Source organism: Vibrio sp. A8-1, assembly GCF_013048685.1.
GTDB classification, from domain to species: Bacteria; Pseudomonadota; Gammaproteobacteria; order Enterobacterales; family Vibrionaceae; genus Vibrio; species Vibrio metschnikovii.
Genome location: NZ_VHTC01000012.1, coordinates 85,966 through 98,018, shown reverse-complemented (window position 1 = coordinate 98,018; position 12,053 = coordinate 85,966). Strand labels below are relative to the sequence as shown.

At 43.6% G+C, this 12,053-nt stretch carries 11 protein-coding genes; 2 read left to right on the top strand and 9 right to left on the bottom strand.

The window, feature by feature from the left end:
* The coding region (locus FKN93_RS08895) for a transposase (RefSeq protein ID WP_170904937.1) at positions 1 to 611 on the top strand (611 nt) is incomplete at its 5' end.
* Positions 612 to 763: 152 nt separating this feature from the next.
* On the opposite strand, the gene FKN93_RS08890 is transcribed toward FKN93_RS08895, so the two are convergent.
* The 4 genes from FKN93_RS08890 to FKN93_RS08880 form a co-directional block, all read right to left on the bottom strand.
* On the bottom strand, positions 764 to 1,909 hold the full coding sequence (locus FKN93_RS08890; RefSeq protein WP_346009388.1) for an IS66 family transposase: 1,146 nt from the start codon (positions 1,907 to 1,909) through the stop codon (positions 764 to 766).
* 14 nt (positions 1,910 to 1,923) lie between these two features.
* The gene (locus tag FKN93_RS18095; protein WP_332405993.1) at positions 1,924 to 2,190 is read right to left on the bottom strand and encodes a DUF6444 domain-containing protein; all 267 of its coding nucleotides are present in this window, start codon (positions 2,188 to 2,190) and stop codon (positions 1,924 to 1,926) included.
* Between the two features lie 217 nt (positions 2,191 to 2,407).
* Positions 2,408 to 3,238 (bottom strand): UTP--glucose-1-phosphate uridylyltransferase GalU, encoded by an 831-nt coding sequence (gene galU / locus FKN93_RS08885; protein ID WP_050782772.1) that lies wholly within the window; start codon positions 3,236 to 3,238, stop codon positions 2,408 to 2,410.
* A gap of 225 nt (positions 3,239 to 3,463) precedes the next feature.
* Complete coding sequence (locus FKN93_RS08880; RefSeq protein ID WP_170904935.1) at positions 3,464 to 4,468, bottom strand: NAD-dependent epimerase; 1,005 nt, start codon at positions 4,466 to 4,468, stop codon at positions 3,464 to 3,466.
* A 160-nt stretch (positions 4,469 to 4,628) separates the two neighbouring features.
* Between FKN93_RS08880 and FKN93_RS08875 the strand changes: the two genes are divergently transcribed.
* The gene (locus FKN93_RS08875; RefSeq protein WP_039422768.1) at positions 4,629 to 6,197 is read left to right on the top strand and encodes an IS1182 family transposase; all 1,569 of its coding nucleotides are present in this window, start codon (positions 4,629 to 4,631) and stop codon (positions 6,195 to 6,197) included.
* A 233-nt stretch (positions 6,198 to 6,430) separates the two neighbouring features.
* Here the strand turns inward: FKN93_RS08875 and FKN93_RS08870 are convergent, their stop codons facing one another.
* From FKN93_RS08870 to FKN93_RS08850, 5 genes are all read right to left on the bottom strand, one after another.
* The gene (locus FKN93_RS08870; RefSeq protein WP_170904934.1) at positions 6,431 to 7,597 is read right to left on the bottom strand and encodes a nucleotide sugar dehydrogenase; all 1,167 of its coding nucleotides are present in this window, start codon (positions 7,595 to 7,597) and stop codon (positions 6,431 to 6,433) included.
* 216 nt (positions 7,598 to 7,813) lie between these two features.
* Positions 7,814 to 9,778, bottom strand: a complete 1,965-nt coding sequence (locus FKN93_RS08865) for a nucleoside-diphosphate sugar epimerase/dehydratase (protein ID WP_170904933.1) — start codon at positions 9,776 to 9,778, stop codon at positions 7,814 to 7,816.
* Between the two features lie 25 nt (positions 9,779 to 9,803).
* The gene (locus FKN93_RS08860; protein WP_170904932.1) at positions 9,804 to 10,358 is read right to left on the bottom strand and encodes a sugar transferase; all 555 of its coding nucleotides are present in this window, start codon (positions 10,356 to 10,358) and stop codon (positions 9,804 to 9,806) included.
* Between the two features lie 4 nt (positions 10,359 to 10,362).
* Positions 10,363 to 11,274 (bottom strand): NAD-dependent epimerase/dehydratase family protein, encoded by a 912-nt coding sequence (locus FKN93_RS08855; protein ID WP_170904931.1) that lies wholly within the window; start codon positions 11,272 to 11,274, stop codon positions 10,363 to 10,365.
* A gap of 2 nt (positions 11,275 to 11,276) precedes the next feature.
* Positions 11,277 to 12,038, bottom strand: coding sequence for a glycosyltransferase family 2 protein (locus FKN93_RS08850; RefSeq protein WP_170904930.1), 762 nt, complete (start codon positions 12,036 to 12,038; stop codon positions 11,277 to 11,279).
* Positions 12,039 to 12,053 lie beyond the last annotated feature (15 nt).

Here is a 12,053-nt window from a genome sequence, read left to right as displayed (position 1 = left end):
GACTACTTGGTGAAGCGGTTTCACACCTTTTAGTGACTGACCAATATTCTGCCTACAAATATATCGACGAATCTAAGCGCCAATTATGCTGGGCTCACATATTAAGGAACGTCATCGCTATCGAGGAGAGCGTTTGTCCTGAAAACCAAAAAATCGGAGAAAAACTCGCTTTAATCGCTCATAGCGTATTCAGGTGTCATCACCGATATATCGAAGAAAAAATTACCGAAAGCCAATATTACCGCCGACTCAGGCGATTACGAAAGAGCTGGCTTCATTGGCTCAAATTGGGTAGTTATCAATGCTCAAAACGATATCGAGGTAGATGTCGAAACCTCATCGCTGATGATGCCATGGTCTGGCGGTTTATGGACGACTCCGAATGCCCGTTAACAAACAACGCAGCGGAGCGAGTTCTCCGTAATTACATACTGATGAGGAAGTGTTGTTACGTGACTCGCTCATATCGAGGCGACCAGTTCCGCGAACGAATGTTCTCGCTGATAGAAACAGCCAAACTTCAGCAGGTCTCTGCTTATAAATGGCTGCGTGAAATCGTCGAACATCACATGTTGAAAGTTGATTATCAGGCGCCAGTATTTTTAGCGTAAACCGTCGTCAATAGCTCGTGGGTGAATAGTTACCAAATAAGGACTATTGGACTGAATTAAAATAATCCGTGGTAGGTAATGATTGCTCCTCACTTCCGTGAGGGGCAAGTTAAGTGAAAGTAACCGTTCACCGGTAGTTAATTGACTTTTGTCTACAGACCAAGAACGTTTGGATATGGCTGACGCGCGGTTACCGCCTGTACAATCTCTGTTAGCACAGACAAGCTGGATAACCAACGTTTCTTGCAGGTTTCTACCAATGTGTGCATTCGGCCTCTGAACTTGTCGCCAGCATCTGAGGTAGTACCAAAGCTGATTTTACGTTGAATAACGCTGCCACGGATGCGCCGCTCAGCTTCATTGTTGGTAAGCGGGATGGATTCATGCTTCAGGAACAGCCATAAGCTTTGCCGATGCTGCTCCAGCTTTTCGCAACGACCTTTATACCTTTTAACCACGATCGACCGGCCCTTTTCAAGCCAGTGGTCGAACGCTTTTTGAAGCCTGAGCATCCGGCGCATGTATCGCTTATGGCACAGTTCATTCTGTTCGAAGCGATGACGTGTTCTGAAGAGAGCACTGGTGATAAAAGTCAGATACCGGCCAACTCTGGCGGTAAAACCTCCGCCACTATAATCAGCGATTTGCTGCAGGTTTCGTTTAATATGGGACCAACAGAGTTGGCGTTGGCCTTGTGGTATCCAGTTATAGCTCGGACACTGATCACTGATGATCACGCCGGAATATGCATCACCCAAGATGAGCTTTGCTGAGTGACTTGAACGCGAGTACAGGATTTTTTCGTAAACCAGATCTTCGCTGCTCGCCAACCAACACCAACGCAGACGGGATTCATCATTTCTCGGATGAGAGGTTTCATCAATATGAACCATGGGGGCTTTTTGGATGCCAGCCCGAATAGCCTGATGTAGCGGCGTCAGCATTGAAGCCACTTTGGTTTGTGCCTCACTGATGGCTCCGATGGAGAATGTAGTGCCTAACTGTTCTTTGAGCAGAGACTGTATTTTACGGACACTCAGGTGATATTGCCCAGCTAGGACCGCAGTATAGCTGAGCAGGTTTGGGCCCATGATACCTTGCGGCGCGCCTTCTGGTAATCGAGCTCTACTCACTTCTCTGCAATATTGGCATTGCCCTGAGTAAAGTTGGTATTCCGTAATATCTACACGGGGATTCGGTATTTCATGGACTTGGTGACGATAAAAGGGTTTCTTGTGATAAACCATTTTCGATTCACCACAGCAAGGGCAACAGGTATCAGGCCAGCACTCTACCACTGAGTCTGTTTCTTTCAGTGCTGAGAGTTGTCGTTGATGCCCTGTGTGACCCGGTTTAGCTCCTCTCGAATGGCGACCACCAGAGCTTTGAGCTTTTTTCGTTCAGCTCGCTCTTTCGGTCCGTCGGAGGAAGGCGGCTTTGATGAGTTAGAGCCACTGGTCTTGAGTTTATCTTCATACTCACGAAGCTGTGCCCACAACTCTTCGATGAGTGCGTTAGCTTGATGGATATCAGAGACGACGGGGGGCGCGTCTGCAAATTTGGATTTTTTCTTTTTCATGCTCTGATGATGAAGGATGAAAATGATCACTCAAGAGAAAAAAGGGGATCAAGTGCTGTTGGTCACAATTTAGAGGCTGTCAATGGGAGGACTGGTGAACGGTTACAAGTGACATTCATTAAGTGATTGATTAAACGCTCCCACTCACGTTCTTCATCCCCGCGCAGGCGGGGATCCATTCCGCCGAAAACGCCAAGTGACGAGCGCAGGTGCGAGACTACCCCTTAGCGCCATATAAATTTTCATAACAGTAATTGGTCGCTTCAATGTAGCCCTCAACACTGCCGCAATCAAAACGCTGGCCCTTAAACTTATAGGCCAATACACAACCGGATTTGGCTTGCTTTAACAGCGCATCAGTAATTTGAATCTCGCCACCTTTACCCGGCTCAGTTTGCTCGATCAGCTCAAAAATATCCGGCGTTAAAATATAGCGGCCAATAATCGCTAGGTTACTTGGCGCCGTGCCTGGCTCAGGTTTCTCAACCATGGTATCAACTCGATAAATATCATCTTTGATCATTTCACCAGCAATCACGCCATACTTATGAGTTTCATCTTCAGGTACTTCTTGCACGGCAATGATTGAGCAACGAAACTGGTTATATAAAGCCACCATTTGCGCTAATACCCCTTGCTCAGGATTAACACATAAATCATCCGCTAACACCACCGCAAAAGGATTATCACCAATCAAAGGCTGGCCGGTTAAAATTGCATGACCTAAACCTTTCATTTCACGTTGGCGGATATAAGTAAAGTTGGCCGCATCAATCAGTGAGCGAATACCGGTTAAGAGATTCTCTTTGTTAGTGCCACTGATCTGATGTTCTAATTCATAGTTTTTATCAAAGTGATCCATTAAGACATTTTTTCCACGCCCAGTGACCACACACATGTCGGTCATCCCCGCCTGAATGGCCTCATCAACGCCGTATTCAATTAAGGGCTTGTTGACAACCGGCATCATCTCTTTAGGCATTGATTTGGTGGCAGGTAAAAAGCGGGTGCCGTAGCCAGCGGCAGGAAATAAGCATTTTTTAATCATAATAATAACTTACTGGGTAATGGTTAATGGTTAATGGTTAATGGTTAATGATGATAAAGTTTATAGTTTATAGTTTATAGGTCCTAGATCCTAAGAAAAACACCACTCACCATTGTCATCCCCACTCACGTTCGTCATCCCCGCGCAGGCGGGGGATCCAAGTTTTAGTTTTTATCTAGGACCTGCTTTTCCCTAGGACCTAGGACCTGCTTTTAACCTAGGACCTCATAGTTTATAAAACTCGCGATACCAATTAATAAACTCCGCCACGCCCTCTTTGACACCAATACGTGGGCGATAACCTGTCGCGGTAAATAAATCTTCGGTATCTGCGTAAGTTTGATAAACATCCCCTGGTTGCATACCACGGAAGTTTTTCTTGGCTTCAATGCCAAGTTGATCTTCAATCGCTTTAACAAATTCCATCAAATTAATTGGCGAACCATGACCAATGTTATAAATCGCGTAAGGGGCTGAGCTGGTTGCTGGCGTGCCAGATTCTACCGTCCAAGCCGCATTACGAGTTGGTAGCACATCGGCAATGCGTACTACGCCCTCCACAATATCGTCAACATGGGTAAAATCACGCCACATATCACCATGGTTATTAATATCTATGGTTTCGCCCGCTAAAATCTTCTTGGTAAAGATAAATGGAGCCATATCCGGACGTCCCCAAGAACCATAGACAGTAAAAAAGCGCAAACCCGTGGTCGGAATATCGTAAAGGTGCGAATAACTGTGCGCCATTAGCTCATTAGATTTTTTAGTGGCTGCATATAACGAGACTGGGTGATCGACCGAGTCAGAAGTCGCGAAAGGGACTTTAGCATTTAAGCCATACACAGAGCTGGACGAAGCGTAGACTAGATGGCCCACTTTATTTTGTCGGCAACCTTCAAGAATATTCAAATGACCGACTAGGTTTGAATCGGCATACGCATGAGGGTTTTCGAGTGAATAACGCACCCCAGCCTGCGCGGCAAGGTGAATCACGCGCTCAAACTTCTCTTGATCAAAAAGCTGCGCCATGGCATCGCGATCGGCAATATCTAGTTGGATAAAACGAAATAGCGGGTGCTCAATACGTGCCAGTCTGGCGTGTTTTAGATTAACATCGTAATAGTCGTTGATATTATCAATGCCAACCACATGATGGCCTTGCTCAGTTAATTTTTTAACGGTGGCGCTACCAATAAAGCCAGCGGCACCAGTAACTAGATATTTCATGTTTAAGTCTCGAAAAAGAATTAGGGGCTAGATTGTAAATGCTTAATGATGATAAAGGTGATAGGGCCTAGAGCACCGATCAGTTTAAAAAACACACAGTGACTTTAGCCCCAAAACATGATCAAATACACAGTATTATTAACTTATCAACTGATTGATTATGTCTAATTCTAGAAACTGGGAACCACCAACTGCTCTTTCCAAAAAAGAGCAGTTTATTTGCAAAAAGTTAAAACAGACCGGAAAACTGTTTGTGTTCTTACGCACCAATCGTCATCTCATCATTAATGAAGAGATTAATCATAAGCTTATGTCGATGTATGCTGACCACCCAAGAGGAAAGCCTGCTGTTCCGGCCGCTCTTTTAGCGATGGCAACGATTCTTCAAGCATACGAGCAAAAATCGGATGCCGGAGCGACATTAGAAGCGATGTTTGACCAACGTTGGCAAATGGTACTGGACTGTCTAGGGAGCGAGGAATCGCCATTTTCACAAGGCACCTTATGTGATTTTCGTCATCGTTTAATTGCACACGATATGGATGTAGTTTTACTTGAACATACCGTAAATGTCGCTCGTGAAGTTGGAGGTTTTAGTCATGTTCAGCTCAGAGTGGCCCTAGACTCAGCGCCACTACAGGGCGCTGGTCGAGTTGAAGATACGTTCAATTTAGTGGGACATGCTCTTGAATTAGTCGTCAACTGTGCTGCACAAATAAAGATGATCTCAGAAGAAGAACTCATCGAAGAATGTGGTCTAAAACTGGTAGGAAAAAGCAGTGTCAAAGCGGCGTTAGACATTGATTGGTCAGATAAAAACGAGAAGCATCAAGCCGTTGAAACCTTGCAAAATGATGTTGACGCTCTGAAGCAGTGGTTAGAAAAACAACCCTCCGCCTTTATTAAGCATAAAGGGCTGGAAGAGAGCCTCGCTTTACTTGCAAAAGTTTTGGAACAGAATATAGACCCTGACCCGGACGGAAATGGGCCTAAAGTAAAAGAGGGTTCGGTGCCGGATAGGCAAATCTCTATCTCAGACTCAACAATGCGCCATGGACGAAAATCAAGCTCAAGGACGATTAGCGGGTTTAAGCAACATATTGCTGTCGACTTAGACAACAAGCTGATATTAGCGACCTGTGTCCGTCCTGCCAATGAACCGGAGCACAAGGCGTCGGAGTACTTAAAACCCAAAGTCAATGCTTACGGTGAAGTTAAACAAATTCAAATAGATAGGGGTTATTTAGCTGCTCACTGGACAACGGAGCTGTACGAAGCAGGAAAAGAGGTTGTTGCAAAACCATGGACACCGCCATCCAAGAGCGCACTGAGTAAAAACGCATTCCAAATTGACTTGGTTGAAGGCAGTGTCATGTGCCCAGCAGGGAAAGTTGCCATGATAAAGTCTGGAAAAGTAACGCAAGCCCGTTTTAAATCAACGGAATGCAACGCTTGTCCGAAAAAAGCAGATTGTACGACATCAGAGAAAGGTCGAAAAATTAAAATACACGAGCAGGAAGCGATGCTGCAAAAACTTCAGAAGTACGTAAGTACGTCTCAAGGTCGGGCTGATGCTAGAGAGCGGGTCAAAGTAGAGCACTCTCTAGCATCAATCTGCAACCGCAAAGGTCCTAGAGCAAGGTACCGAGGCTTGCGGCTAAATGAATATGATTTAAACAGAACGGCAGCTATTACCAACCTGCATATAGCGATGAGTTTGGCTGCTTAAAATTTAAACTATATGGTGCTCTAGGATAAGTGCCATTCTCACCGTCGTCATCCCCGCGCAGGCGGGGATCCAGGTTTTAGGCTCTAAAATCCCCTCCACTCACCGCTGACTTTAGTTCACTGATTTATGACAACCACAGCGTTAACTAACACTTAGTATGGATTCCCGCCTACGCGGGAATGACGGTGGTTGGTGCGAGGGTATAAACGTAGTTGAGCGCCTTAGCTTTTAACTTAATCACTACCAAACAAATCACGGGTGTAGACCTTATCAACCACATCCGCCAACTCTTCCACCATACGGTTAGAGACAATCACATCCGCAGTTTGTTTAAACTCGTTTAAATCTTTAATCACCCGTGAATGGAAAAACTCCGGCTCATCGAGTACCGGCTCATAAACCACCACGTCAATACCCTTGGCTTTAATCCGTTTCATAATGCCTTGAATGCTCGATGCGCGGAAGTTATCTGAACCGGCTTTCATGATCAAACGGTAAATACCCACCACTTTTGGCTGGCGCTTGATGATTGAATCAGCCACAAAATCTTTACGGGTACGGTTCGCCTCGACAATCGCGCCAATGATGTTATTTGGCACACTGCTGTAGTTGGCAAGTAACTGCTTGGTATCTTTCGGTAAACAATAACCACCATAACCGAATGACGGGTTATTATAGTGGCTGCCAATACGAGGGTCTAAGCCTACACCTTCGATGATCTGACGCGCATCTAAACCATTGGCCTCGGCATAAGAATCTAGCTCATTAAAGTAAGCCACTCGCATGGCTAAATAAGTATTCGAAAACAGTTTCACCGCTTCTGCTTCGGTAGAATCAGTAAACAGCACTGACACGTCTTTCTTTTCCGCCCCTTCAAGCAGTAAGTTGGCAAATACCTCTGCCCTTGCGCTGCGTTCACCGACAATAATTCGTGATGGGTGCAGGTTATCGTACAGCGCTTTGCCTTCACGCAAAAATTCAGGGGAGAAGAGGATATTATCGCAATTGAGCTCTTGTTTAATCCGTGCTGTGTAGCCCACGGGTACGGTCGATTTTATCACCATCACCGCATCAGGGTTAATCGCCATCACATCGCGGATCACCGCCTCAACCGAGCTGGTATTAAAGTAGTTAGTTTGCGGGTCATAATCGGTGGGCGTGGCGATAATCACAAACTCGGCATCTTGATAGGCTTGCTGCTTATCTAAGGTAGCAACAAAACTAAGCGGCTTATGAGCGAGAAAGTGTTCAATTTCTGCATCGACAATTGGCGATTGCTTTTGATTTAACATGGTGACTTTATGTTCAACGATATCAACCGCCACCACTTGATGATGCTGGGCTAATAACATGGCATTGGAAAGACCAACATAGCCAGTACCTGCTACTGCAATTTTCATTGTTTGTTCCTGATTTGAATATTTGAGATTCTGATTTGAGGTTCTAGGTGCTTAATGCGTAATGATGACAAAGGTTATGGGGCTGGATACTCTAGGTCTTAGGAAAAACACCACTCTCACCATCGTCATCCCCGCGAAGGCGGGGATCCATTCTGCCACATGCGCCAATTGGTGAGGTGAGCGCCTAAGTTCTAACTGTCTAGATACAGACTCAGTTTAAGCCGTCTGGGTCGTTTTTAACTCTACAATATTAGACTGAGCCTGCTCTTTTTTTTGTTTTTCATTCCACACCAAATCACCGATACCATCAGTAGGATCAAAACCTGTAGGCGCATCTAATAGAATTTGGCGAATTGCTTCATGATCAAAGTGATGACAAGCTTTATCAAGGTTGTCGAGGATAATCGCAAACTCATTCAATGGTAAGAAACGCTCATTCGCTGTCATGATACGTTCATGTTCAGTGCCCTCAACGTTATCGCCGATCAAGAGTTCTTCATAGAGCTTCTCACCTGGGCGCAAACCGGTGAATTTAATTTCAATATCACCATTCGGGTTTTCAACACTTTTCACTTCTAAGCCGGATAAACGAATCAAATTTTTCGCTAAATCGACAATTTTAACTGGCTCACCCATGTCCAGAACAAACACATCTCCACCTTTACCCATTGCGCCAGCCTGAATCACCAACTGTGCTGCTTCAGGAATCGTCATAAAGTAGCGGATAATATCTGGATGAGTCACCGTGATCGGCTTACCTTCAGCTATTTGACGTTTAAATAAAGGGATAACCGAGCCTGAAGATCCCAATACATTACCAAAGCGAACCATACAAAAACGCGTGCCACGGGCTTTTTGCGCTTCTTGCTGGGCTAAAGCTTGCAATGCTAATTCTGCCATACGTTTAGTGGTGCCCATGACATTCGTTGGCCGCACCGCTTTATCGGTTGAGATAAGGACAAAAGATTCAACCTTGGCTTCAATCGCGGCTCTGGCGCAATAATAAGTGCCAAAGACATTATTACGTACCCCTTCAACCACATTGTACTCAACTAAAGGAACGTGCTTATAAGCCGCAGCATGATAAACTGTTTGTACATTAAAAGCTTTCATCACTGTAGATAAACGGTTAATACGTTGCACAGATCCCAGCAGTGGGATGATCTCCACCGCCAGCTGTTCAGCTTCAACAAACAGTGATAACTCTTTATCGATTTGATATAGAGCAAACTCTGACAGTTCAAATAAGATCAAGGTGTTAGGCTTTTGCATCACAATTTGACGACAAAGCTCAGAACCTATCGAGCCGCCAGCGCCAGTGACCATCACCACTTTGCCTTGAATATTTGACTGCATTAAATCCACATCGGGAGCAACCGGATCGCGACCTAATAAGTCTTCTATCGCAACATCTTTTAATTCATCAACAGTAGCGTGCCCCTCAACAATATCGGCAAAATCAGGTACGGTGAGCACTTCTACTGGTAAATGCAGTAACTCATCAAGGATCTGCTTTCTTTCTGCACGAGAAGTGCGAGGAATAGCCAATAAAATTTTATCTACCTGATATTTATCAACTAATCTTTCAGCCATCTGTGCCGGATAAACCGTTACCCCTTGAATAATGGTATTGGCCAGGGTCAGATCATTATCTAAAAAGGCTTTAATTTGGTAATGAGGGGAATTACGTAGTGCAATAGCGAGTTGCCGTCCGGTGCTACCAGCACCATAAATTAGCACTTGGGCGCGATCATTATTACGGCACTGGGTTTGTACTATCATTGAACGCACTAACATGCGCGCGCCACCACAAAGCAACACGAGAAAAGTTAAATAAATAACTGGCACGGTGCGAGGTATGGCAGCGTTAAAATAATAAGCAAAGGATGTTAATGCTAATGAAGACAGCAAGGCACCAGCGAAAATCACCACCAGCGCATGGAAGGTTAAAAAGCGCAGCACCGCGCGATAAAGCCCTAAACGAGTAAAGACCACTAAGGTGACAACCACAGTACCAAGTAAAGTCAATGTGGTTAAAGATGAAGGAGGTATAACTACCTCACCTAATCTCGCCCATAGCGCAGCAAAAAAAGACACGGTGATTAACAAGGTGTCAATTGCTAAGCTAATTAAACGTTTATAAGCTCTGGGTAAGGACCAAAGGTAAGCCAACTTGTCCATAAATACTGATCACTTTTATCGTAGATTAAGATTTTTTAACAGCGTCACCCGAACCGCTACCTGTGACTGTCATGATTATATACTTAAAGTAGTTTGTTATAGTTAAAGTATCAATCATTTCACGGTCTGTTTGTGCCAGTAGCGCTGGAGTGGACATATCGATATTTTGTACTTGTGCTAAGCCAGTAATACCAGGGAGTACATCATATACCCCAAGGGCATCACGTTCTTTAATTAACTCTTGTTGGTTAAAGAGATTGGGGCGCGGACCCACTAAGCTCATTTCACCTTTCAGCACATTAATCAATTGTGGCAGCTCATCGATCTTGGTTTTGCGCAAAAACGCACCTAATTTAGTGATTGAAGCATTACTTGCTAGGTGTGAAGCCACTGACTGAGTATCTACTGACATGGTGCGGAATTTTACCAGTTTGAATGGTTTTTTGTTTCGCCCGACACGCTCTTGCACGAAAATCGGCGAGCCAGTATCAAACAACCCAATGATGGTTACGACCAGTAAAACTGGCCATAAAAATAGCAAGCCAAAGAAAGCTGCTAAGAAATCTATTAGACGAATCATGATATTATTTATCCGAGTCTTTTAATGAAGCCATGGCTTGTTCCATGGTGAATGGTGGAGTCCAACCCAAAAATTGTTGGATATTTGAAGAATCCACTTCTAAATTACCAAATAACTGTTCAATCATCGCTGATTTACCCGTTACTTTACCAATTAAATGCATTAGACCAACTGGGATTGGCAGTTGAACAATTTTCTTACCCAATCCTTTAGCCATGGCATTAGTAAATCCCTTAATAGAAACCGTCTCACTATCACTCGCTAAAAAAGTATGGCCTGCTGCATTTGGATGGGTAGCACATGTTACCAGTAAATCCGCTAGGTTTTGCACTGCAATAAAATCACGACGATTATTCGCAAGCCCAAAAGGTAAAACAGGCAGCTTTCTTACTAGCTTAGTCAGCATACCAAAGTTACCCGGCGCATTAGGGCCATAAACCAATGTAGGCCTAACAATAACTACCTCAAGCCCAGTTTCCTCGGCAATTTTTTTTAAACCAAGTTCGGCTTCGTATTTAGATTGTGCGTAAGGATTGTGCGGCTCAACTTTCATATTCGAGGTGAAAGGTTTATCTTTGGTTGAGATGCCATTGACACCAATTGAACTGACAAAAACAAAGCGACGAACACCAGCCTCAGCAGCTTTTAAAGCAAGCCTCAAAGTTCCATTTGTATTTATAGACCGATATTCTGCATCAGTAAACACGTTATTGTGTGCAAGACCAGCAAGATGAATCACCGAATTAATATCATGAAAGCAATGACTCCAATCCGTTGATTCATCTAAAGAAGTAATGACATAATTATCTTTGAATGGATGCTTTTCACCAAAACGTACTACACTACGAAAATCTTGTTCTAAACTAGTAAGTTCTCTACCAACAAATCCTGTAGCTCCGGTTACTAGTATTGCCATAATTAAACTCTCACCAATTTTCTAGTCAATAAAGTGAACACTTTATAAGGCAATTTAAGTGCAACCATGATCATGTTCGTGTAAATACCATTTTCTCGACAAGCCCTAACGATTTCTAAATTTTGATGTATCCTCCACATTAAACCACTGGAGCTTATTCCACCTTCTCTCATTTTTACCGTAATCTTAGGTACTCGATTGAATTTGATACCTTTCGTTACACAACGAGCTATAAATTCAAAATCTGCTGCAACTCGGTAATTTAATTTATAGAGTCCACATTTATCATAAACGGACTTTTTTGCGTAAAATGTAGGGTGAGGTAGCATTAAACCAAATCTAATTAGTGACCGTTTGAAAATTTTAGAACTATAAAGTCTTGTCACTTTATCGGTATTCTCTGCTTGAACATAAATAAGATCAGAATAAACTGCATCAACATCTAATTGACTGAATCCAGACATCAAATCCGATACACTCGTTCGAGAAACGAAAAAGTCATCCGAGTTTAATATGCCAATTACATCACCACTCGCTAGTTTAATCCCTTTATTCATTGCATCATATAAGCCCTCATCCTTCTCACTTAAGTAAACATCTACATGATTAGAATTTTTTTTCACAATATCCAGAGTACTATCAGTCGAACCTCCGTCTATGATTATATATTCAATATCATCATAATCTTGAGAAGCGACCGATCTAATAGTGTCCTCTATCGTTTTTTCAGAGTTATAACAAACCGTAATTATCGAAACTTTCATATTTAATTAGTACTA